Genomic DNA, 23,013 nt, shown 5'->3' on the forward strand with positions numbered 1-23,013 from the left:
AGGGGAATCGCTTGAAACTCATCGCCACGGCTGGGTTATGGCTCGGAAGAGGTAATCATCGTTCCAGGCGGCTGTTTTCTTTTTGATTTTGAGGCTGGCCTTATCGGGGATGTCCTTGATGAGGTTGAGAGCGGCATGCCTGATCGTCGCCATGTTGGCGGGCCCGTTCTCGGTGCGAAGACGCATCAGGTCGTCATGGAACACGACGTCGAGCACCCAGTGGAGACCGTTCTCTACACTCCAGTGGGCCCGGGCCGCGTGGGCGAACTGCTCGGCGGACAATAGCGCCGAGGAGAGATAGTAACGGCGCGCCACGCTCGTCTTTCCATCCCGCTCCACCGTCGCCTCGATCATGCCGATCATGGCGAGCGCCGGAAAGCGCGGCTCGCCGGGAAAGCGGCGGTCGGTCGAGAGCCAGTCGACCGTGTGAGACACATAATGACGGCGAACCTCGATGCGCCCATGATCGCCGTCGGTCGTCTCGTGAATGTCGCAGGCTTCCCGCTCGCGCTCGAAATAGAAGCGCACGTCCTCGGCGAGCGTCGGCCAATTGTCCTTCAGGGCGAGCAGATAGTCGGCTCCCTCGGCGCGGATTTTCTCGGCGATCTCGCGCTGACATCCCATGGCGTCGATAGTGACGAGCGCGCCCTTCGGTTCCAGGCGGTCGAGCAGCAGCGGAATGGCGACGATCTCGTTGCTCTTCTTGTCGACCGCCTCTTGACCGAGCACGAGGCGCTGGCGCGAGGCCCAGGCGGAGACCAGATGCAGCGGCGAGCCGTCCTTGCCATGCGCGCGGCGCGAGGTCTTGCCGTCGATCGCCACAATGTCGGGCTCCTTCTCGCGCAGGCTCTCGACCCGATTGGTGAAGCATTCGGCAAAGAGCGAGGCCGGCAGGGCGTTCATCACGTCGTTGAGCGCGTCATGGGAGGGGACGCCCTTCGCGAAGGGCAGGAGACGCCGCAGAAAGTCGAGCTTTTGCCTGGCCCAGCGCTCGATCTCGCAGAAATCCTCGGCCCCGGCCATCGTCCCGCACAGGACGATCAGCAGGATTTCCGGCAACGGGTAGACGACCTTCCACGCTTGGCGCGGGTCCTCGAGGGCGGAAAAATGGTCGAGAAGACTGGTCTTGGACATCGAAGGCCTCAGTGAGTCGAGGCCCTCTATGAATCACGGCAATTCCCGCGCCGAAACTCCCCTCCAGTTCGAGCGATTGCCCTGCGGGCGTGGACAGCGGCTTGAAATCGATCGTCGGCGCGGCTAAGAGAAGCGCCGCTAGGATCGGCCCGAGGCTATCCTGCCGCAATAGCTCAGCTGGTAGAGCACATCATTCGTAATGATGGGGTCGGGGGTTCGAATCCCTCTTGCGGCACCACTACCCTTCTTTCGAAGAGTTCCGAAGTAGCCCGAGGCAGTCCAGCCCGGGCTACTTTGCTATTGAAACATCAGCATCTTAATCATGCTACTCGGAAGCCTTCGGTTCCGGCAAGGTCCGGTTGAAGCCGAAACATTTGGGGGTAAAATCAGGGGTATTCGCCGATACCCCTTTAAGAGATACCCCCGTGTCCCTGACCGACTCCAGTGTCAAGAACAGCAAGCCGCAGCAACGCCCCTACAAGCTGGCGGACGGCCAGGGCTTGCATTTGCTCGTCAATCCGAACGGCTCCCGTCTCTGGCGTCTCAAATACCGCGTCGGGGGTAAGGAGAAGCTGCTTTCGATTGGGTGATACCCCGAGGTCTCAATCAAGATGGCGCGCGAGGCCCGCGACGACGCGAGGGGGCTTCTCGCCGCCGGAGTCGACCCTTCGCAGGTGAAGCAGCAAGCCAAGCGCGCGGCCGTCGAAGCCGTTCGCGACACCTTCGCCCTGGTCGCCGATGAATACGTTGCCAAGCTGAAGCGCGAAAGCCGAGCGCCGACCACGCTCGGCAAGGTCGAGTGGCTTCTCGGCCTCGCCAAGGACGCGATCGGCGAGCGGCCGATTCGCGAGATTACCGCCGCCGAGGTTTTAACCGTCCTGAGAAAGGCCGAGGCCCGCGGCGTCCACGAGACGGCGAATCGGCTGCGATCGACCATCGGCGCGGTGTTCCGCTACGCCATCGCCTCGGCTCGGGCCGAGAACGACCCCACGGGAGCGCTGAAGGGCGCTCTCACCCGCCCCATGGTGACCGCTCGGCCCGCCATAACCGATCGGAAGGCGCTTGGCGGACTTCTGCGGGCCGTGGACGGCTTCGACGGCCAGCCGACCACCAGAGAGGCGCTGAAGCTCTTGGCGCTCCTGGCGCCCCGCCCTGGCGAGCTGCGGCTCGCCCGCTGGACGGAATTCGACCTCGAGGCGGCCGTGTGGACGATTCCGGCCGAGCGGACGAAGATGCGCCGCGAGCATCGCGCTCCCCTGCCTCGGCAGGCCGTCGAAATCCTGCGGCGGCTCCCCACGACAACAATATCGATATGTATGATTGGATTGCCGGGATTTGCGCCGTCTGTGAAGAAACGGACGGTTCCGACGAAGGGCGCGAACTCGCGCATGATTGGTCGGAAGCATGGATCGGCGGCTACGACTATGACGAGAACCGTGTTCGACGGCCGACAAAAGCGTTGTGCGGAACCGATATCTGACATTCGTCCGCGACATGCGAGTCGGCCATCCTCTGGCAGACGCCGGGCTTGGGAATTGGCTCGTCAACAATCTGGGATTCATATCGAAGCGACGACGGGCGGGCGGGAGATTGGAATATTGCTACGCGCTTCCCACGCTGGCGTGTTGCGCTCGCCCTCCCGCCCGTCGAGCCTGTCGACCGGCCGAGGCGCTTGCCGATCGCCGCGAGCCCCGCGCATGGTTCGCCCCAGTGGCGCGGCCGAGCCTGTTGTTGCCGATCGAACGCCATCAGGCCGAACCGCCGCCGGTATGATACGCTTCGCGCGCGCGACGATCGAATGAGGGCGAATCGGGAGCGACGCCGAAACGGAAGCCGAAGTGCTGCGACTGCTGCGCCGGATTGAGCGCGGCCGAACAGCCCGACGATGATCGGCCGAGCCGGCAAGCGTCACCCCGCTGGAAGCGTCGGGACGGCCGAGAGGGGCAGCGCTGCGATTTGGGGGTATTTCTGGGGGTGGCAAAAAAGCCGTCTTTCAGAAAAGCGTAGATCGAACAACACCTTAGATTGTTATTTCGACGCCCTCTTGCGCACCAATAAAATCAAATATTTACCATAGGCGATGACGGAACGGAGGCGTGGCGTCGGCTTCGGAGTCGCCACGGGGACGAAAATCCGCGCGGTGTGACGGCGTTCGGCCTCTCGGCGAGAACACGATACGTCTGCGCGACTTCCCGCAACGAGGGTGAGCTCGAGCTTAGAATGAATACAAACTAATTGATTTGCGTGTAAAATTTTAGGGCGATAACAATTGCGGAGGATGATCTGCCTCTTCGTCGGCTCTTGTTCACGCGCAACAACTCCGAGTTGAACGAGGCGCGCCCTTGGAGGAACCTCGTCGGCCGCCACGTCACGAGAGCCCGAACAGGCTCGGGCCGTCGCGCATGACTTGCAGCGTGTGGAGGAACGAGATCGATTTTTCGACGTCTCTCGCCAATGCAAGGGGGCAGTCGTCGAACGCCCGAAGAATGACAAGACCGCCTCACAGACGCCGTCCGACCTCCTTCCCCGGAAACGGCCCCTCGTCGAGCAGGAACGGTTGCTCATCTTCGAAGAAATGCTCCTCGGCCTCCATGAGCGCGCCAGGACGGCGCTGCTCGGTCGTGTCGAAGAGCCGCTCTTTTCGGTATGGCGGTTCCCATGTCCACGATCGCTCGACTTCTCGCGGAGCTGTTTCGTCTTCACCATGGCGAGCTCGTGCGCTTCGTGACCCGTCTCGTCGGCAGCCGAGACAATGGCGAAGACATCGCCCAGGACGCCTATATGCGTTTCGCCGGCCGGAGCGCACAGGCCGGAGCGATCGACGATCCCAAGGCCTATCTCTTCACGGCCGCGCGCAATGCGGCGATCGATTTCGCCGTGCGGCAGCGAACGGAATGGTCCTATCGCGTCGACGTCGAGGATTTGTCGGATGTCGCCTCCGGCGACGATCCGCTCGCGAATCTCGAGCGACGGCGGCGCCTGGCGCGCATCGCCATCGCCTTGAACGAGCTTCCGCCGAGTTGCCGATCGACTTTCGTCATGAACAAAGTCGAGGGACGACGACATTCGGAGATCGCCGCGCGGCTCGGAATTTCGGTGAGCATGGTCGAGAAGCACATGATGCGCGCGCTCAGGCATTGCCGGGATCGGCTCCGGGAGGACGATTCTTTCCCGGCCGATCGAGGATCGCATGTGCGCATCGAGTCGAGAGGAGAGAGGCGCGATCCCGCTCCGTGACCATCGAGGACGATCGTGAACGAGAACCCGTCCCGTCCCCGGCCGCCGGCCGAGATTTCCGACCAAGCCCTGCTCTGGCTCGTGAAGCTCTACTCCGGCGAGGCAACCTCGTCCGTCCGCCGGAATTTCGAGGCCTGGCGCGCAACGAGTCCCGACCACGAGGCGGCCGCGCGCGAAGCCGAGGCGCTGTGGGCGGACTCGTCGAACCTTCATTTCGATGACGAGTCGGGCGTGGTGAAGCCGGGGCCAGGCGAGCCCGATCCGACCCGGCGCGCCGTGATCGCCGGCGCGATCGGCCTCGCCGCCGCGGGGAGCGGCCTATGGGCTACTCGTGAAGAGCCCGCGGATCATGCGACCGGCCTCGGCGAGACGCGGACCGTCGCGCTCGCCGACGGATCGCATGTGACATTGAACGCCCGATCGGCCATCGGCGTCGACTTCACGCGGACGGCGCGGCGCATCCGTCTGCTGAGAGGCGAGGCGTTCTTCGAGGTCTCGCCCGACCGGGCGCGGCCCTTCGAGGTCGAGACGCGCAACGCCACGGTGAAGGCGCTCGGGACCGCCTTCGACATCGACTCCAGCCTCGCATCGGACGGCGTCGCCGTCGCCGTCGCGGAGCATGCCGTTCTGGTCGCGTCCCGCATCGCGTCTGCGCCGGCGCCTGTCGAGCTCGGCGAGGGCCAGATGATCGTCATCGACCGGGAGGGCGGCGTCGGCGCAGTCCGGCCGATCGACGCCTCGGCCGTCACGGCCTGGCGTTCGGGGCTCTATATCGCCGAGGACGAACGGCTCGAGGACGTCGTCGCGGCGTTCAGAGCCTATCACGCCGGCTGGATCGTCGTTCGCGGACGCGGCGTCGCCGCCCTGCGCGTCAACGCCGTGCTCGATCTGAGAACGCCGGCTGCGTCACTCGACGCGCTCGCGGCGGGACTTCCCGTGACGATCCGCCGCTTCTCCCCCTATCTGACCGTGATCTCCGAATAAATTTTGCAGATTTCCGTCGAGATCGATTGAGGAGTTTTCGCTGCGGCCGGTCTAACTCTCCGAGGGACGGAAACGCGGCTCGCCCGGCTCCCTCGGCAACGCATCCGACCGGGAGCAAATCCATGCGAATTTTCGAGCAGGCCCGCCCTTTGGGGCTGCTATTCGCAACGACCGCGATCGCCTCGGTCCTGTCGCCGGCGGCAGGCGCATATGCACAAGACGTCCCGGCGCCGGGAGAACGGCTCGACGTCGTCCGCTTCGATATTCCACAGCAGCCGCTCGCATCGGCGCTCGCCGCCTTCGCCCGGCAGAGCGGATCGAAGCTCGCCTATGGAGCGGCGCTGTCGCAGGGCCGCATCGCGCCGCCTCTTCGAGGCTCGTTCACCCTCCCGCAGGCGCTGGACCGGCTGCTGGCCGGAACCGGCCTCGCCTACCGCTTCAGCAGTGCGAAGACGCTGACGATCGAACGTCTTCCGCAAGCGACGATTCCCGCCGGTCCGGACGGCGCCGAAGCATTGCCGGTCATCGATATCGGCGGCAGCGCCGGCGGCGGCCTCTATGCGCCGAACTACGGCTTTGTGGAGAAGCGAACGCTCACGGGGTCCAAGACCGACACGCCGCTGGCGGAAGTCCCGCAATCCATTTCGATCATCACCCGCGGAGAACTCGATGCGCGCAAGGCGGTGACGGATTCGATGGCGTTGCTCTACTCGCCCGGCGTCTTCGCCCAGCCCTTCGGCGCCAATCTCGATCAGTGGAATCCTTTCTACATGATCCGCGGGTTCACGAGCGCGTTCGGCGGCAGCTATGTCGACAATCTGGTCAGTCCGGTGAACTATCGTTACGAGCCTTACGGCTTCGATCGCTACGATGTTCTGCGCGGACCGAACTCGGCGCTCTACGGCCAGAGCGACCCCGGCGGCCTCGTCAATCGCATCACCAAGCGGCCGCAGGCGCAGAGCGCCGGCGAACTGGAGTTCCAATATGGAACTTACGACCGCAAGAACATTGCGGGCGACATCACGGGACCGCTCGACGATCAGGGGACGCTGCTCTATCGTCTCACTTTCCTCTATCGCAATGCGAACGCCGCCGTCGACTATTCGTCCGGGCCGAGCATCCCCGACAATCGTCTCTATGTCGCACCGGCGATCACCTGGAACATCACGCCGGAGACGTCCCTCACCATTCTCGGCAGCGCGCTCGCCGACGACGCCGGCCAAGCCGCGGTCTATGTGACGCCCGAGCGCTTCGCCACCCGCATCCGTCTCGATCGCCCAGGGGCGGACGATTACAGCTACAAGCAGCATTTCATCGGCTACGCCTTCGAGCACAAGTTCGATTCGAGCCTGACCTTCCGCCAGAGATTCCGCTATTCCTTCATGGATTATGATTACAAGTCGCTGGCGCAATCCGACATGGCCGCGCCGCCGATCGACGGACTCACCTATGTCTACCCTTTCGGCTTCAGCGAGGAGCGCAATGATTTCGTGCTCGACAACAATCTGCAGAAGCAGCTGACCACGGGTCCGGCGGAGCACATGATCCTGCTCGGATTCGATTATCAGCGCCTCAGGGATCGCGTCCGGTTCCTGTCGAATTTCGACGACGCGATCCCGTTCTTCATCTTCGCGCCCGACTACAGCCGTTACAATCCCGCATTGAATGTCGACGCCGACACCACATCCATCAGCCACAATTATGGTCTCTATTTGCAGGACCAGATGAAGATCGACGAGCGCTGGGTCTTGACGCTCGGCGGCCGGTTCGACTGGGCCGCGAGCCGGCTCACGGGCTTCTCCTATGGCGAGGACGCGAGCGACAAGACGCGCGACAGCGCCTTCTCCTGGCGCTCGGGGCTGACCTATCTCGCCGACAATGGGCTCGCCCCTTATTTCAGCTACGCCAAGTCCTTTCTTCCGAGCAGCGGCCGCGACTCCGTGACCGGCGAGCTCTTCAAGCCGACGATCGGCGAGCAATATGAGGCCGGCGTCAAATTTCAGCCGGTCGGCGAGAGGACCCTGCTCGCCTTCGCGGCTTACGACCTGACCAAGCGCAATGTCGCCACCACCGGCCAGCTGCAGGGAGGCGAGGTCTACTCGACCCAGAGAGGCGCGATCAAAGTGCGCGGCCTCGAATTCGAGGCCAATGCTCATCTCACCGACAGCATCAAACTGCACGGCGCCTATACCTACACCGTCGCAAAGATCATCGAGGCGCTGGACGGCAGCGCCGGCGAGACGCCGGCTCAGGTTCCGAGGCATATGGGGTCGCTCTGGGTCGACTATGATCTTCCAGGCGACACGGTCTTCGGCGGAGTGAGCGTCGGGGGCGGCGTCCGCCATATCGGCTCGAACTATGCATGGAACACCAACGCAATTTACTTTCCCGACGAGGGGCCGCGCTTCGAGAACAGAGCCTACACGCTGTTCGACGCCGCCATACGGTACGATCTGGGCCGTCTATCGCCGGAGCTCGCAGGCGTTTCCTTCACGGTGAATGCGGCCAATATCTTCGATCGCCGGTATCAGGCCTGCTTCACGCGCTTCACCTGCGAGCTCGGCGTGCCGATGACCGTCATCGGCTCGGTGCGCTACCGATGGTGACGCGGGCGATGCGCATCGGCGCGGCTGCCGGCGTCCTCGGCGGCGAATGGATTGTCGGCGCCGCTAGCGCAGCTTCACCGTGAGATCCGTACCGACGGCGCCCGTCTCGACGCTCGGCGGCTGATCGGAGACGATCAGCGAGCCGCCGAGCCACAGGCGCTCCGCGATGCGGTCGCGGACGTCCTGGGAGATCTCTACGCGATCCAGCGCCTCGGCCGGGCCCGAGGCCGGGCCGCGCGACACGGAACGCTCTTCGACCAGCCCCTTCTTGCGCCGCTCGCCGCGCGCTTCGGCATAACGCGCCGGCAGCGACACCACCGACCACTCGAGGTCCTTGCCGTCGTTTTTCGCCGCGGTGGCGATGAAGAGATGCGAGCCGAGCGGCATCTCCGGATCGCGAATGGTCGCCGGCGCGTCGAATAGGGGCGTCAGACCCTGGCGCACATAGATCTTGCGGTCCTTCTTGCTGACGAGAACCGAGATCGGCGCGGCGCGCAGCCGCGCGTCCTTCTCCGCCTTGGCCGCGGCGGAGAGGGCCAGAGTCGCCTCCTTGGCGCGCTGCACCGCGTCGGCGAATTCCGCGGCTTTCAGGGTCGAGGCGGCCTTGGCCGCGTCGAGCTTCGCCGTCGCGTCGGCGAGCGCGGCCTCCGCGGCGTTCGCGGCGGCGGCGGCCGCCGCCTCGGCGGCCTCGGCCTTGCCGTCGCTCACCGGCGCGGCCTCGGGGCTCGCGGCTGCGACCGCGGGCCGCTCGGCCGCGACACGCGCCGCCTCGAAGCTCTTGGCCGCCGCCTCGGCCTTGGCCTTCGCCGCGGCGCGCGCCGTTTCCGCGGCCTTCAGATCCGCCGCCGCGCGCGCGGTCTCCTGCCGCGCAGCAGCGATGGCGGCGTCGGCGTCCCTGGCGGCTTTGGCGGCGGCGGCGGACTCGGCGGCGGCCTTGGCGATGAGCTTGTCGGCGAATTTGCGCGGATCGAGCAATGCGGGTTCGGCGGCGTCGGAGGCCGGCTTCTCCGCCTCGGCTTCGATCTGCATCTTCGGCGAGGGCAGCGCCGGATGAGAGATTTCGGTCGGTCTCACCTCGTGCGGCGAGATGACGACGCGCTCGCCGATGCGCGTCAGGCCCCAGAGCTTCGCCGCAAAGCCTGCGGGCAGGCGGATGCAGCCGTGCGAAGCCGGATGTCCGGGCACGACGCCCAGATGCATCGCGACCCCCGACCAGGTGACGCGCTGCATGAAGGGCATGGGCGCGCCGGCGTAGAGATTCGAACGATGGAAGCGCTCGCGGCCGATGATGGTGAAGACGCCTTCGGGCGTCGGATGGCCCGGCACGCCGGTCGAAACCATGGAGCGCTCGACGAGACCTCGGTGATTGTAGATCGAGATGCTCTGATTGCCGATCGAGATGACCGCGAAGAGCGGACGATCCGGGTTGGGCGCCTCGATGCGCTTCGATTCATGGGCGGGCTTGGCCGCGCGCCGGCGCGCCTTTCGCGGAGCCGCCGCAGGCGGAGGCTGAACAGCCTCCAGCGCCGAATATTCGCCGAACGCCAGCGCCGGCCCCGTCGTCTCGAGACAGGCGGCCGACGCGGCCAAGGCCGCGGCGAGACCAGACAGAACGCAAGCGCCCACCCTGCGATGACGCACCACGGCACACACTCTCGACATGATCCGAAGTCTCCGAAAGCCAGACTTTCGGCTTAACGCTCGAACTCGCTCCGCCGCAGGCGCGAACGATCGAGGCATCGCATGTCTTGGTTAAAGATTTCGAAGCGAATTCCGCTGGAAGGGCGTGATGCCGTTCCGTTTCGAGACCAACGCCCGCGAATTTCGCGAATTCGTCGAATGGGCGTAGAGTCGCCGACGACCTGCGCGCCGCTGCGCGATGCGCTAGATGTGCTCCCCGGGCCGCGCCCTATAGAGCGAAGGACGAACTCATGGTGTTTCGCCGTGGAGCCCAACCCCGCGGGCAGGAGGCGCAGTCCGCCTCGCCGGCGCTGGAGCGCCTGGTCCGACGGTCGCTCGCCGCCATCGCGGCCGAACGGGCCGCACGCGTCGCAGCGGCCAGCCTCACCCTACTGCTCTTCTTCCTGGCTCTGTCCTTTTCCGGGCTGTGGCTGGAGCTCGGCCCATATCCGCGCATGGCCGGCGTCGCCGCCTTCATCGCGGCGGCGCTGTGGATCCTTCTGCGCGAGGCGGCGCTCGGCCCCCCATGGCGCTCGCAGGCGCTGGCCCGGTTGGACGCCTCCCCCGGCGCCGAGCATCGGCTCGCCTCCTCGCTCGAGGACAGCCTCGCCGACGAGCGCTGCGACGCCGCGACGCGCGCGCTCTGGGACCTGCATCGCCGGCGCCTCGAGCAGAAGCTCGCCGCGCTCCCGGTCGCCCGGCCGGACCCCGGCCTCGCGCGAATCGATCCGCTGGCGCTGCGCGCCGCGGCCCTGGTCGCCGCCATCGCCGCCGCCGTCGCCGCCGGCCCGGATCGGACGGCGCGCCTCCTCGCGGCCTTCGACTGGGATGCGGCCGGCGCCGGCGCGAACGGCGCCAGGGTCGACGCCTGGCTCGATCCGCCCGCCTATACGGGCCGGTCGCCCGTCGTGCTGCCGCGCAGCGCCGACGCGCGCATCGCCGCGCCGATCAATTCCACGCTCGTCGTGCGCAGTTTCGGCGGCCGTGGGGTCGACTCGGCGAGCGCCGGCCTTTCGCCCCTGCCGCAGACGGCGGCGCGGCCGGGCTCGGGCGAACGCGAGGAAACGTTCAAGCTGGTCGGCGACGCCAGCCTGTCGCTGCGCGGCGGCGGCCCCGTCGAAATCGCCGTCATCCCCGACCGGCCGCCGACCATCGCGCTCATCGATCCCCCGCGCGGCTCGTCGCGCGGCTCCCTGACGCTCTCCTACCGCACGGATGACGATTACGGCGTCGTCTCCGCCGAGGCGACCGCCGCGCTTCCGCCCGCCGCCGGGCGACAGCCCCGCTCCCTCTATCCGCCGCCACGTCTGCCGCTGGCTCTGCCGCCCTCCCCCGCCGGCCTCGGCGAGGCGAAGGCGACGGTGGACGTCTCGGATCATCCTTGGGCCGGCGCCCGCGTCCTACTCCGCCTCGTCGCTCATGACGAAGGCGGGAATGAAGGCGTCTCGGCGCCGGTCGAGACTGTGCTGCCGCAGCGCCGCTTCACGCGGCCGCTCGCGCGCGCGCTCGCCGAGCAGCGGCGCAATATCGCACTCGACCCGGATCACGCCTCGCGCGCGCTCGTCGCGCTCGACGCGCTGAAGCTCGGCGCCGCTCTGTTCGAAACGCCCTCTTCCGTCTATCTGGGCCTCGACGCCGCCAAGAGCGGGCTCGAGCGCGCCCATGACGACGACGCTCTGCGCGAAGTCGCCGATCTTCTGTGGGCGATGGCGCTGAGCCTCGAGGAGGGCGACGCCGGCGAGGCCGAACGCGAGCTGCGCGCGGCGCAGCAGGAGCTGCGCGAGGCGCTGGCGCGCGGCGCCGGCGAGGAGGAGATCGCCCGCCTCACCGAGCGGCTGCGCAGCGCCATGCAGGCGTTTCTGAACGGACTTCAAAAGAACGCCGAAGGCGCGCCGCCGCAGGCCATGGACCAGGACGCGCAGTCCGCTCGCGCGATCGGCCAGGACGAGCTGCAATCCATGCTGAACGAGATCGAGAAAGCGGAGCGGGCGGGCGACCTCGCCGAGGCGCAGCGGCTGCTCGACGAGTTGCAGGATGTGCTCGAAAATCTGCAGCCGGCGCAGGCCGGGCGTCCCGATCCGCGCGCGCAGGCGATGAGCCGCGCCCTCGACGAGATCGACAAACTGACGCGCGAGCAGCAGCAATTGCGCGACGACACGAGCCGCGGCGCGGAGCGCAGGGGCGGCAAGGGGCGGCCCTCGGCCGACGGCGAGGCGCGCAGCCGGCAGCGCGCATTGCGCGAGCGGCTGGAGCGCGAGCAGGAGCGGCTGCGGCGCTCGGGCGAGCCGGCGCCGCAGGATTTTTCGGACGCCGAACATGCGATGAAGGAGGCCGAGCAGGCGCTCGGCGCGCCCGGGGACGGCCAGGGCCGCGCCGTCGACGCGCAGGGCCGGGCGCTGCAGGCGCTGCGGCGCGGCGCCGATCAGCTCGCGGCGCGAATGCAGGGCGAGGGGGAGGACGGAGAGAGCGGCCCGTCGCGCGGTCGCCGCGCCGGGCTCGGCCAGGGCGAGGATTCGGACCCGCTCGGCCGCCCGAGCGGGCGCCGCCGCGCCCAGGATTCGCGCGCCCGGCTCGATCCGCTCGGCCTGCCGCCCGCCGTGCGCGCCCGCCGCGTGCAGGAGGAGCTGCGCCGCCGCCTCGGCCAGCCCGAGCGTCCCTCCGAGGAGCTCGATTATTTCGAGCGGCTGCTGAAGCGCTGAGGCTCCTCTATGCGAGCGCTTTTCCCCGAGGCAGCGGGCGCCCGCGCAAAAATTCCTCGATCGGCATGGGCGCCTTGCCGCCGCGCTGCGCCTCGACGAGCCGCAGCGCGCCCTCGCCGCAGGCGATGAGGCCGCGATCGTCGAGCGCTTCGCCGGGCGCGCCCTCCCCGTCCTCGATCTTCGTGCGCGAGACTCTCACGCGCTCGACGCCATGGCCGAGATCGGCCTCGAAGAAAGCGCCGGGAAAAGGGGAAAGGCCCCGGACGAGGTCGTGAAGCGCACGGGCCGGCCGGCGCCAATCGATCCGCCCCTCGCTCTTGTCGATCTTCTGGGCGTAGACGACGCCCTCCTCCGCCTGCGGCGTGAAGCGCAGCTCGCCGCGCTCCAGCGCGCGCAGCGCCTTTGTCATCAGCTCGGCGCCGGCGGCGGAGAGCGTGTCATGCAGCTCGCCGCTCGTCGTCTCGGGACCGATCGGCACGCGCGCCGTCGCCGCGACGGGGCCGGTGTCGAGCCCGGCCTCCATTTTCATCACCATCACGCCGGTCTCGGCGTCGCCCGCCATCACCGCGCGCTGAATAGGCGCCGCGCCGCGCCAGCGCGGCAGCAGCGAGCCGTGCAGATTGAGACAGCCGAAGCGCGGCGCGTCGAGCGCGAACTGCGGCAGGATGAGCCCATAGGCCGCCACCACCGCGACATCGGCGTCATGGGCGGCGAAGGCGCGCAGCGTCTCCTCGTCGCGAAAGCTCTTCGGCGTGAAGACGGGGAGCGAGAGGCGCTCCGCGAGCCGGTGGACCGGCGAGGGCTTCAGCGCCATGCCGCGCCCGGCCGGCGCCGGCGCGCGCGTGTAGACGGCGGCGACCTCGTGCCCGTCGGCGACGATTTTCTTGAGCAATGGCGCGGCGAAATCGGGCGTGCCCATGAAGACAACGCGCATGACGCGGATTACGCCTCGACCTTGTCCGCGACCGGCGGATGCGCGCGCTCCCGCGCCGCGGCCTTGGCGAATTTCTTGACGACGCGCTCGCGCTTCAGCCGCGAGAGATGGTCGATGAAGAGGCCGCCCTCGAGATGGTCGATCTCATGCTGCAGCACGGTGGCGAGCAGACCGTCGGCCTCGATCTCGCACGTCTCGCCCGCGCGGTCGAGGAAGCGCACGCGCACGCGCGCCGGACGCTCGACATCCTCGAAATATTCGGGAACCGAGAGGCAGCCCTCCTGATAGACGCTCAGCTCCGCCGACGTCCAGACGATCTGAGGATTGATGAAGAACATCGGACTTTTCGGCTCGTCGCCGCGCGAGGCGTCGGCGACGACGACGCGCTTGGCGACCGCGACCTGGATCGCCGCCAGACCGACGCCCGGCGCGTCGTACATGGTCTCCAGCATATCGTCGAGGAGCTGCTGGATCTCCGCGTCGACCTCCGTCACCGGCTCGGAGACGAGCCGCAGGCGCGGATCGGGCAGTGTGATGATGGGACGAATGGCCATTTCTTCGCCTGATCGGTTGGCGTCTGCCGTCGAGATAGGATTGCGCGCGCGCTTCGTCAAACGACGCGGGGCTGGGCGAGAGCATATTCCCATTCCGCGGGCGATGGTAGCGGGCCGTGGGCTTCACCGCAGGATCTTTCCGAGCTTCGATCGCGCTGGAATCCAATGCAGAATGTCCGCCGCACGACGGCGGCGGCTCGCCGGGACATTCTCGGAAAGAGCGATTGTCGCGCCCGCGCAAAGCGCCTAACATGCCCCGAGCGACGGCGCGCAACTATTTGTTTGCCAATAACAAAGGTGCGAAATCGTCCGCCCCGCCGAAAAAGGATGGACAGCCGCTCCGATGCTGGCGACGCGCGCCCCTGCGAAGATCAATCTCACGCTTCACATTCTCGGCCGCCGGACCGACGGCTATCACGAGCTCGAGAGCCTCGTCGCCTTCTCCGGCGGCGGCGACGTCCTGCGCCTCGCGCCGGGGCCGGGGCTCACGCTCGAAGTCGGCGGGCCGACAGCCGCCGCCGCGGGCGACGGAGCGGATAATCTCGTGCTGCGCGCGGCGCGACGGCTCGCCGAGCGCGTCCCCGACCTCGGGCTCGGCGCCTTTCGGCTCACCAAATATCTGCCGGTCGCGGCGGGGATCGGCGGCGGCTCCTCGGACGCCGCCGCGGCGCTGCGCCTGCTCGCCGCGGCCAACGGCCTTTCCGGCGACGATCCACGCGTCAGAGAGGCGGCGCGCGCTGCCGGCTCCGATGTGCCCGTCTGCCTCGTCCCCCGCGCGCGCTTCATGCGCGGCGCCGGCGAGGCCGTCGGCGAGACGCTCCGCCTCCCGCCATTGCCGGCGGTTCTGCTCAATCCCGGCGCGCCGGTGGCGACGGCGGCCGTTTTCAAGCGCCTCGGCCTCGCGCCCGGCGAGCGGACCGGCGGCGCCGGGGCGCATCCCGCTATCGCGCCCGGCCTCGACGCCGACGCGCTGCTCGCCGCCCTGCGCAAAGGCCGCAACGACATGGAGGACGCCGCCTGCGTCGAGGCGCCGGTGATCGTCCATGCGCTCGCCGTGCTCTCGGCCGCGCGCGGCTGCCGGCTCGCGCGCATGTCGGGCTCCGGCGCGACCTGCTTCGCGATCTTCTCGACGCGCTATGCGGCGGCCTGCGCCGCCGCGACGATCGCCCGCCAGAATCCCTCCTGGTGGGTGAAGACGGCGCTCCTGCGATGAAGCACGCCGGCGGCGGCGCTCCGCATAAGGGCGCGAGACAAGAGCGTCGCGGGCCGCGCGACGCGCCGGCGGAACCCTTCCGCCGTCCCTCGCCCGACGTCGTCGTTCTCTACGGCGCCCATGCCGTGCGCGAAGCCTTGCGCGCGCGGCGGCGCAAATTGCTGACCCTCTATGCGACGCCCGCCGCCGGGGAGCGCATCGCGTCGCTCGCCGCCGAGGCGGGCCTCGAGCCGCAGATCGTCGAGCCGCGCGCGCTCGCGAGCCGGCTCGGCGACGAGAGCGTGCATCAGGGACTGTTGCTCGAGGCGCGGCCGCTGCCCGAGGCCGAGATCGCCGACATCGAATCGAACAGCGGACTCGTCCTCGTCCTCGATCAGGTGACCGATCCGCACAATGTCGGCGCCATTCTGCGCACGGCCGCCGCCTTCGCCGTCGACGCGCTGATCGTCACCGAACGCCACAGCCCCGACTTGACCGGCGTGCTCGCCAAGGCGGCGTCGGGGGCGCTCGAACATGTGACGATCGTCTCCGTCGTCAATCTCGCGCGCGCGCTGCAGGAGCTGTCGCAGAGCGGCTATTTCGTCGTCGGCCTCGATTCCGAGGCGCCGGCGCCGCTCGACGAGACTGCTGTGCAAAAGCCTCTCGCGCTCGTGCTCGGCGCCGAGGGCAAGGGACTGCGCCGGCTGACGCGCGAACGCTGCGACGCGCTCGCGCGGCTCGACATGCCGGGGGCGATCAAGAGCCTCAATGTCTCGAACGCCTGCGCGGTCGCGCTCACGACGCTGCATCTGCGCCTGCGCTGAGCGCCGCTGTCATTGCGAACGAAACAGCCCCAGAGCCGCGGAGCGACTCATGGATCGCTTTGTCGCTGCGCTCCTCGCGATGACGCCGGGCGTCTCGTCACATCATCGTCATTTTGATGTAGCGCCAGAGGTCCCTGATGTTCGTCGCGATCAGCAGCAGGACGAGGCCGAGGACGACGAGTCCGAAGATGCTTCCTCCGCTCATTGGATGCTCCTTTCCGTGCAATCGGTCTCGCGCAGCGAAGCGACGAGACATTCGACGAGGCGCGCCGCCGGCTCCACCGCCGCCGCGACAGGATCGCTGAGCGCCATCGCGCCGTCCTCTCCGCCGAGCGTCAGCGGCTCGCAGGCGACGAGCAGAATGCGCGGAGCGCGTCCGCCCATTCGCGCGACGCTCCGCAGCACGGCGGCCGGATCGAGATCATGCGCCGAAGCGATGGAGTCATCATCCTCGTCGATTTGCGGCTCGACGACGGACAAGGTCCCCGGCTCCTCGCCGCGCGGCGCCGCGTCGACGAGGATCGCTATGTCGTAGCCGTCGGTCAGCGCGAAGGCGAGATCGACGCCGCGAATGCCGAAGTCGACGACATCCGCCCCGAGCGTGAGATCGCTGCGCGTGAGCGTGCGCGCGACCTCCACGCCGAAACCGTCGTCGCCGCGAAATATGTTGCCGATTCCGGCGACGAGAATGCGCGTCACGGCGCGCCTCCCTCGAGCGGCTCCAGCTCCTGCGGCGAGAAGAAGAAGCGATGGCCGGGAAAGCCCGATGCGCCGAGATCGGCGCCGGGATCGTCGACGAGCGTCACGGCGACATGGGCTCGCCCTTCGAGATCGCGCTCGATCGCTTCGATCACCGCGACCTTGCCGCGCAGCGCGATGTCCATGATGTCGCCGCCCGCCTTCGGCGCGATGCGCACGCGCTCGCCGACGGCAAAGGGCGAAAAAAGACCGGCGCCCGGCTCGCCCAGCGGCCGAAAGGCGCCGTGCAGCGCGTCGAGATCGTCCTGCGTCATGGTCTCGCATCGCTGCAAGATCTCGCGCGTGCGCGGATCGGCGGCGGCCATCTCGCGCTTCTCGTCCTCCGAGAGCGTGCGCACGCGCAGCGTCAGCAATTCGTCGATCTCCGCGCCGTCGAAGAAAGAGTTACGGCTCTCGGGCGCGATCTGCGGATAATCATAGAGGATGATCGGCGAGGCGAGCATCGCGTCTCTGCGGCCGGCCTCGCCGACGAGCGTCGGCCACAGCCCGCGATTGACGCAGCCGTCCGCCGCGGCGCGAAAGCGCGCCGGTGGATCGAGCAGCGACACGAAAGCGCCGCCGCGCACGCCGAAGATCATGTGCGTGGAGAGGAACGCATGCGCTCGCGCGTCCTCGCGCGCATCTGCGCCCGGCAGCGCCGACAGATTCTCGATCTCGACGCTCGCGCAGACGAGATCGCCGTCGAGCTTTGCGGCGGACAGGGTGATCTCGCCTGCCACCGCCTCGCTGCTGCGCGCGATCACCGCGACGATCTCGCCGGAGCGCGAACGAATGGGCTCGAGCTCGCGCTCCGCCGGAAAGGAAAAGCGCAGGCGCCGCGCTTGTCCGAGAAGCTCCGCGAGCGCCGCATTTTCGATGTCGACGCGCCGCTCGACCGCTTCCTCGTAGGAGACGAACCGTTCGCCATCCACGAGGAGCGAATCCGTCGGACGATAATGCGCGATCGCGTCGAGCTCGGCGGCGGGGGCGGCGAGCTCGCCGACGTCCCGCCAGCGGTTTTGAAGAAACCGCAACGCAATGTCGATCTCGGCCGCCGCGCCGCCTTCGATCAGCACTTCCGCGCGCATGGACGAGGCTTCGCCGCCATGGCGGAGCGCCTCCTTGGGATGCAGCTCGCCGAACATCCAGCGTCGGCGATTCTTCGTCGCCGACGGACGATAGGGATAGAGGATGTAGCCTTCATAGAGAACGGCGTCGGCGATCGGCTTCACGCGGTCGATATTCATGGCGCGGCCTCCGTCGTCACCTCGTCGAGAAGGCGCGCGACGGCGTCCTCCTCGCCGAGCAATCCCGCGCGCCGCTGATAGTGGCGCAGCCGCTCGAGCGTCGCGGCGCCGAGACGAATCCAGTCGCCCTCGCCGTAATGCGCCGCCATCAGCCGCTGCAGGGTCGCGACCGGCAGGTCGAACGACTCCTCCTTCGACCAAGGGATCTGCGCGATCTGCAAGGCGCCGCTCTCCTCCGCATAGAACACCGAACCGCTGAACAGAAAGGCGAGCGGCGCCGCGCCCTCGGCGAGCGCGCCGAAATATCTGGCGCTCGCCACGGCGATGTCGCGCGTGCAGGCGATCGGGAGCCGCACAGTCGTCTCCTCGGCGAAGGCGGGAACGGCGACGCTCGCATGGGCGAAGACGAAGCTGCGCAGCGATCGCGCCCATTGCTCCGGCGCGCCGAACAAATCGACGAGGCGCTCCTTCTCCCGGGCCAAGTAGGCGCGGCGCGTCGGTTCGATTCGGATCTGGCAGCTCAGCAGCACATTGCGAATGCGCGCGCGCGGCGTCGCGTTGGCCAGGCGCAGACGGAAGATCAGCAGCGGAGAGATCGAGAAAGGCTCCGCCTCGACGCCGCTCACCTCGAAGGAGAGGTCAACCATGGGCGAATGTCCCCTGCTCCGGCGCTTCGCTCAGCGAAACGACGAAGCGCTCGACCTCGTCCCACAGCGCGGCGCCGCCCGAGAGACCGTCCCAACGCGCGCGCACGAGGCCGATCAGCGCATAGCAGCGATCGATGGAGACGCGAAAATAGCGGCGTGCGTCGCGGCGATCGACGAGCAGCGCCTCGACGTCGGGCGTCATGTCGAACAGGACCGGATTGGCCGCGGCGAGCGCCGACCAGGCGTCCTCGCCCAGCACGGATTCTATTCCACCCACGGGACTCGGATAGACGGCGAGCGGACGCCGATGCTCGCCGCTCTCGAGCAAAAAGGCGAGGCCGATCGGAATCTGCAGCCGCGCCCAGAGATCGTCGGAAAGCGTGAAATCCGTGAGCGCGACCGTCGTGGGAACGATGACGCGAAGCGGACCTCCGGCCGCCGCGGCGCGAATGCAGGATTCGCAAGCGCAGAGAATGCGGCGAGTGGATAGATCCATCACATGCCGGTGAACGGGGTCGAGCGCCGCCGCGCAGAGCTCGCAGCGTTCGGTGCGGCCGTCGTCGGCGATAAAGCGGCGCATTCTGGATGCCCAGCCGTTGCTCATGGCTCACTCCGCGAGGCTCGGCGCGGCGCTCGCGCGATCCTCGATGACGATATTGTCGAGATCGGGAGCGGCCTCGGTCAGCGCCCGCTCGATCTCTCGACGCGCCTCGGCGCGATCCACATTCTCTTCGCTCAGTCTCACGCGGACACGGGCGAGTGCGGGTGAGACGTCCAGCAGCTCGATTTGGGCGCCCCACGTCTCGCTCAGGCTCGCGATCGCGCGCCGCAAGCGCGTCTCCGGCTCGTCTGGATGCAGCCCGTGCAACAGCAGCGCGGCCGCGACATATTCGTCGGCCGTGAACTCCGCGAGCAGCCGTCCGCCTTCGGCGCCGCTCGACGCAATGGTCAGCATGCGCGCCAGCGCGAGCCCGTGCAGATCGAGGCAGGCGTCGAGCAGCGTGCGCGCGAGCGTGCGGGCGCGCTCGTCGCGCATCTCTTCCAAGGCCTCGATCAGGCGCTCCATCCGGCTCAGGCAATCGGCGAGCGCGTCGCTCATGATCGCTCCCGCGGCGCGCCGAACATCGGCGAGTGAATGGTTTCGAGCGTCCGGCCGCCGCCGAGATACATATGCACGCCGCAAGGCAGGCAGGGATCGAAGCTGCGCACCGTGCGCATGATGTCGATGCCCTTGAACTTGTCGCGGCCGTTCTCCTCGAACAAAGGCGTATTCTGCACCGCATCCTCATAAGGTCCCGGCGTGCCGTAGTCGTCGCGCGGGGTGGCGTTCCAGGGCGTCGGCGGATAGGGATGATAATTGGCGATCCTGCCGTCGCGGATGACGAGATGGTGCGAGAGGACGCCGCGCACCGCCTCGTGGAAGCCGCAGCCGATCGCCTCGTCCGGAACGGCGAATTCCGTCCATGTACGGGTGCGTCCAGCCTGCACTTCGGCGAGCGCCTTGTCGATGAAGTGATAGGCGAGCGCCGCGCAATAGGCCTGGAAATAAGTGCGGGCGCGGTTCCGCTCGATGGCGTTGCTCCACTTCGGAATCTTCCATTCGAACTCGCGCTCGGGACGCAGCGCGGTCTTGGGGAGATAGATCTTGACGCTGTCGCCGGTCGATTTGACATAGCCGACGTCGACGAGACCGGCGAGCGCGGTCGACCACAGCCGCGCCAGCGCGCCGCCGCCGGTGTCGAGCGCGAGATGATCGCCGGTGCGCTTGTCGTACCAGCGCGGGCACATCACCCAGGAATAATTGCCGTCGAAATTGCGCTTCTGCGGCCGCGGTATCGTCGTCTGATTCCAGGGGTGGCGCTGATCGACCGGATTGCCGAGCGGATCGGTGGCGACGAAGGTCTCGCGGCTCTGCCAATCGTCATAGAAGCTCGCGCCGAGCAGGATGCGGATGTTGAGATTGATGTCGACGAGATCGGTCGTCACCAATTTGCCGTCGACGATGACGCCGGGCGTGACGAACATGGCGCGGCCCCAGTCCGTCATCGTCTCGTAGCGATAATCGCATTTGTCCGGATCCTGGAAGGCGCCCCAGCATCCGAGCAGGATGCGCCTGCGGCCGACCTCCTCGTAGCCGGGCAGCGCCTCGTAGAAGAAGTCGAACAGATCGTCGTGCAGCGGCACGCATTTCTTCATGAACTCGGCATATTTGACGAGTCGCACCAGATAGTCGGTGAAGAGCTGCACCGAGGGCGTCGTGCCGACGCCGCCCGCATAGAGCGTCGAGGGATGCACATGGCGCCCCTCCATCAGGCTGAACATTTCGCGCGTGTAGCGCGAGACATGCAGGGTCTCGCGATAGAACTCGCCGGTGAACGGGTTGAGCGCCGTCATGATGTCGGCGATGGTGCGATAGCCGTGCTCGGCGGCGTGCGGCGCCGGCGTCGACTGCGCCTTGGCCCAGACGCTCGGATTGGTCTCCTTCACCATCTGCTCACAGAAATCGACGCCGACGAGATTGTCCTGAAAGATATTGTGGTCGAACATATATTCGGCGGCCTCGCCGAGATTGATGATCCAGTCCGCGAGCGGCGGCGGCTTGATTCCATAAGCCATGTTCTGCGCATAGACCGAGCAGGTCGCGTGATTGTCGCCGCAGATGCCGCAGATGCGGCTCGTGATGAAATGCGCGTCGCGCGGATCCTTGCCCTTCAGGAACACGCTGTAGCCGCGAAAGATCGACGACGTGCTGTGGCATTCGGCGACGCTGCGGTTGTCGAAGTCGATCTTGGTGAAGATGCCGAGGCTGCCGACGATGCGGGTGATCGGATCCCAGTTCATCTCGACGAGATTGGGAGACGTCTTCCGCTCGTCGTCCACGGGGCGCGCTTTGTCATCCATCTCGTTCTCCTAGAGCGGGTAGACTTCCTCGGGCTTGTCCGGATGATAGCCGGTGGTGCGCTCCGCCTCGTTGTGCCGCCATTTGGGCTCCTTGCTGAGCGTGGAGTTGGTGAGGCGGCGAAGATTGCGGATGAGAAATCCGTAAGGCGTGACGAGAGTGGAGGAGATGCGCGCGCCGGGCGGCTCGTCCATGAAGGGCATGAGCTTGTCGGGAAAGCCCGGCATGGTGCAGCCGATGCAGATGCCGCCGACATTGGGACAGCCGCCGACGCCGGCGATCCAGCCGCGCTTGGGCACGTTGCACTGGACCACCGGCCCCCAGCAGCCGATTTTGACGAGGCATTTGCGCGAGCCGTATTCATGCGCGAAATCGGCCTGCTCATAGAATGCGGCGCGGTCGCAGCCCTGATGCACGGTCATGCCGAACAGCCATTTCGGCCGCAATTCCTCGTCGAGCGGTATCATCGGCGCGAGCCCGGCGAGCTGACGCAGCACATAGAGCAGCGTCTCCATGAAATTGTCCGGCTGCACCGGACAGCCGGGAACATTGACGATCGGCAGTCCGGCCTTCGACTGCCAATGCCAGCCGAGATAATCGGCGAGGCCCATGCAGCCCGTCGGATTGCCTTTCATTCCGTGCACGCCGCCATAGGTCGCGCAGGTTCCCGCCGCGATCACGCCGAGCGCCTTGTTCGCGAGGCGATCGATCCACTCTGTCGTCCTGATCGGCTGGCCGGTCTCCGGATCCGTGCCGACCGCCGCCCAATAGCCTTCGCCGCTCAGATGCTCGTTGGGAATGGAGCCTTCGACGACGAGCAGGAAGTTCTCGATCTCGCCGCGCGCCGCCTGGTGGAAGAATTTCATGAAGTCGTCGCCGACCTCGTAAGCGAGAACGGCGTTGTGCAGGTGGACTTTCGGCAGGCCGGGCACGGCGCCGAGAAGAATGTCCTCGATGCTGGGCTCGCTCGCCGCCGTGATCGAGACCGTGTCGCCGTCGCAGGAGAGGCCCGCGGTGATCCACAGAATATGAACCTCTTCGATGTTCGGAACATGTTGAGTGGAGCGTCCATAAGGGGCCGCGTCCCGAGCCGTATCGGCCATGCTCGCCTCCGCCATTCGACAAAGGAACCAAACGCGGCGTTGCGGTTTTAGTTCCTGATCCGACCGCATCCCCGGGCTCGGGCGGCGGCGCGGCCGGCGCTCCCGCCTGCTCGCATAAGTGGAATTGCGAAATTGCGGGCGCCGCGCCCTCGTCTAGGCTCGATTTCGCCATTTTCTAAAACGCGCGGTCGACGACTCGGGAAGGACGTGAGCGAAATGATCGACGTCGGCGATAGCGTGGCCAGGCTCCTGTTCGAACGGTTCGGCGCCGCGGCGCGGCGCTGGGACGAACTGCCGCCTGCGGAGCGGGATGTCTATTTTCGCACGGCGCAGGACGTCTTGCGGGAGATCGCGTCGAGAGCGCCTCTCGACGCCGAGACGCTGGTCGAGAGAGTGAGGGAGACGCGGCCGACGCGGCTCGGTTTCCTCCATATGACCTATGCGCTCAATCGGGCCGAGGCGGCCGCCCTGCTCGCCTCTCGCGCCGGCCTGCCGCGCCGCCAGAGAAAGCCGGCGGCTTGAACAAGGGCGCAGA

The 23,013-nt window shown here is 67.3% G+C and carries 19 protein-coding genes, 1 tRNA gene and 1 pseudogene; 10 read left to right on the forward strand and 11 right to left on the reverse strand.

The features are described 5' to 3' along the window. Window positions 1-18: 18 nt before the first annotated feature. Window positions 19-1,134: an ISAs1 family transposase gene (locus AC6IW9_RS21130; protein WP_497767011.1), complete on the reverse strand. Its 1,116-nt coding sequence runs from the start codon at window positions 1,132-1,134 to the stop codon at window positions 19-21. 162 nt (window positions 1,135-1,296) lie between these two features. Between AC6IW9_RS21130 and AC6IW9_RS21135 the strand changes: the two genes are divergently transcribed. The 6 genes and pseudogenes from AC6IW9_RS21135 (at window position 1,297) to AC6IW9_RS21160 (ending at window position 7,961) form a co-directional block, all read left to right on the forward strand. Further along, window positions 1,297-1,372: transfer RNA gene (locus tag AC6IW9_RS21135), tRNA-Thr, on the forward strand. 187 nt (window positions 1,373-1,559) lie between these two features. Further along, window positions 1,560-2,084 (forward strand): annotated as a pseudogene (locus AC6IW9_RS21140) (tyrosine-type recombinase/integrase); the annotation flags it as partial. A gap of 254 nt (window positions 2,085-2,338) precedes the next feature. Further along, complete coding sequence (locus tag AC6IW9_RS21145; RefSeq protein WP_497772599.1) at window positions 2,339-2,614, forward strand: hypothetical protein; 276 nt, start codon at window positions 2,339-2,341, stop codon at window positions 2,612-2,614. 1,178 nt (window positions 2,615-3,792) lie between these two features. Beyond that, window positions 3,793-4,371: a sigma-70 family RNA polymerase sigma factor gene (locus AC6IW9_RS21150; protein ID WP_497767013.1), complete on the forward strand. Its 579-nt coding sequence runs from the start codon at window positions 3,793-3,795 to the stop codon at window positions 4,369-4,371. 15 nt (window positions 4,372-4,386) lie between these two features. Beyond that, window positions 4,387-5,355, forward strand: coding sequence for a FecR family protein (locus AC6IW9_RS21155; protein WP_497767016.1), 969 nt, complete (start codon window positions 4,387-4,389; stop codon window positions 5,353-5,355). 122 nt (window positions 5,356-5,477) lie between these two features. After that, window positions 5,478-7,961 (forward strand): TonB-dependent siderophore receptor, encoded by a 2,484-nt coding sequence (locus tag AC6IW9_RS21160; RefSeq protein ID WP_497767018.1) that lies wholly within the window; start codon window positions 5,478-5,480, stop codon window positions 7,959-7,961. A gap of 63 nt (window positions 7,962-8,024) precedes the next feature. Here the strand turns inward: AC6IW9_RS21160 and AC6IW9_RS21165 are convergent, their stop codons facing one another. Beyond that, window positions 8,025-9,623, reverse strand: a complete 1,599-nt coding sequence (locus tag AC6IW9_RS21165) for a L,D-transpeptidase family protein (protein WP_497767021.1) — start codon at window positions 9,621-9,623, stop codon at window positions 8,025-8,027. 269 nt (window positions 9,624-9,892) lie between these two features. Between AC6IW9_RS21165 and AC6IW9_RS21170 the strand changes: the two genes are divergently transcribed. Continuing rightward, window positions 9,893-12,340 carry a TIGR02302 family protein gene (locus AC6IW9_RS21170; RefSeq protein WP_497767024.1) on the forward strand — a complete coding sequence of 816 codons (2,448 nt, stop codon included), beginning with the start codon at window positions 9,893-9,895 and terminating at the stop codon, window positions 12,338-12,340. Between the two features lie 7 nt (window positions 12,341-12,347). Here the strand turns inward: AC6IW9_RS21170 and fmt are convergent, their stop codons facing one another. Together fmt and def are read right to left on the reverse strand one after the other, a co-directional pair. Beyond that, window positions 12,348-13,274, reverse strand: a complete 927-nt coding sequence (fmt, locus tag AC6IW9_RS21175) for a methionyl-tRNA formyltransferase (protein WP_497767026.1) — start codon at window positions 13,272-13,274, stop codon at window positions 12,348-12,350. Window positions 13,275-13,282: 8 nt separating this feature from the next. Further along, window positions 13,283-13,828, reverse strand: coding sequence for a peptide deformylase (gene def / locus AC6IW9_RS21180; protein ID WP_497767029.1), 546 nt, complete (start codon window positions 13,826-13,828; stop codon window positions 13,283-13,285). 343 nt (window positions 13,829-14,171) lie between these two features. Here def and AC6IW9_RS21185 point away from each other — a divergent pair, with 343 nt between their 5' ends. Continuing rightward, on the forward strand, window positions 14,172-15,041 hold the full coding sequence (locus AC6IW9_RS21185; protein ID WP_497767032.1) for a 4-(cytidine 5'-diphospho)-2-C-methyl-D-erythritol kinase: 870 nt from the start codon (window positions 14,172-14,174) through the stop codon (window positions 15,039-15,041). Continuing rightward, the gene (rlmB, locus tag AC6IW9_RS21190; RefSeq protein ID WP_497767035.1) at window positions 15,038-15,844 is read left to right on the forward strand and encodes a 23S rRNA (guanosine(2251)-2'-O)-methyltransferase RlmB; all 807 of its coding nucleotides are present in this window, start codon (window positions 15,038-15,040) and stop codon (window positions 15,842-15,844) included. Before AC6IW9_RS21185 ends, rlmB begins: the two co-directional genes overlap by 4 nt. Window positions 15,845-16,045: 201 nt before the next feature. On the opposite strand, the gene AC6IW9_RS21195 is transcribed toward rlmB, so the two are convergent. From AC6IW9_RS21195 to AC6IW9_RS21225, 7 genes are read right to left on the reverse strand one after another with little or no spacing between them, the layout of a single operon-like run. After that, the gene (locus tag AC6IW9_RS21195; RefSeq protein ID WP_497767038.1) at window positions 16,046-16,543 is read right to left on the reverse strand and encodes a hydrogenase maturation protease; all 498 of its coding nucleotides are present in this window, start codon (window positions 16,541-16,543) and stop codon (window positions 16,046-16,048) included. Continuing rightward, on the reverse strand, window positions 16,540-17,829 hold the full coding sequence (locus tag AC6IW9_RS21200; RefSeq protein WP_497767041.1) for a hypothetical protein: 1,290 nt from the start codon (window positions 17,827-17,829) through the stop codon (window positions 16,540-16,542). Before AC6IW9_RS21200 ends, AC6IW9_RS21195 begins: the two co-directional genes overlap by 4 nt. After that, window positions 17,826-18,476 (reverse strand): DUF6084 family protein, encoded by a 651-nt coding sequence (locus tag AC6IW9_RS21205; protein ID WP_497767044.1) that lies wholly within the window; start codon window positions 18,474-18,476, stop codon window positions 17,826-17,828. Before AC6IW9_RS21205 ends, AC6IW9_RS21200 begins: the two co-directional genes overlap by 4 nt. Further along, entirely contained in the window at window positions 18,469-19,080 is a 612-nt protein-coding gene (locus AC6IW9_RS21210) for a DUF5947 family protein (RefSeq protein ID WP_497767047.1), read from the reverse strand. The genes AC6IW9_RS21205 and AC6IW9_RS21210 overlap by 8 nt, the downstream gene beginning before the upstream one ends. A 3-nt stretch (window positions 19,081-19,083) precedes the next feature. Beyond that, entirely contained in the window at window positions 19,084-19,575 is a 492-nt protein-coding gene (locus tag AC6IW9_RS21215; RefSeq protein WP_497767050.1) for a NifU-related iron-sulfur-binding protein, read from the reverse strand. Beyond that, window positions 19,572-21,377: a nickel-dependent hydrogenase large subunit gene (locus AC6IW9_RS21220; RefSeq protein ID WP_497767052.1), complete on the reverse strand. Its 1,806-nt coding sequence runs from the start codon at window positions 21,375-21,377 to the stop codon at window positions 19,572-19,574. The genes AC6IW9_RS21215 and AC6IW9_RS21220 overlap by 4 nt, the downstream gene beginning before the upstream one ends. Before the next feature lie 9 nt (window positions 21,378-21,386). Further along, the gene (locus AC6IW9_RS21225) at window positions 21,387-22,478 is read right to left on the reverse strand and encodes an NADH-quinone oxidoreductase subunit B family protein (protein ID WP_497767055.1); all 1,092 of its coding nucleotides are present in this window, start codon (window positions 22,476-22,478) and stop codon (window positions 21,387-21,389) included. A gap of 216 nt (window positions 22,479-22,694) precedes the next feature. Between AC6IW9_RS21225 and AC6IW9_RS21230 the strand changes: the two genes are divergently transcribed. Further along, window positions 22,695-23,000: a hypothetical protein gene (locus AC6IW9_RS21230; RefSeq protein ID WP_497767058.1), complete on the forward strand. Its 306-nt coding sequence runs from the start codon at window positions 22,695-22,697 to the stop codon at window positions 22,998-23,000. Window positions 23,001-23,013: the final 13 nt, after the last annotated feature.

The sequence above is a fragment of the Methylosinus sp. shoA genome (assembly GCF_059718125.1).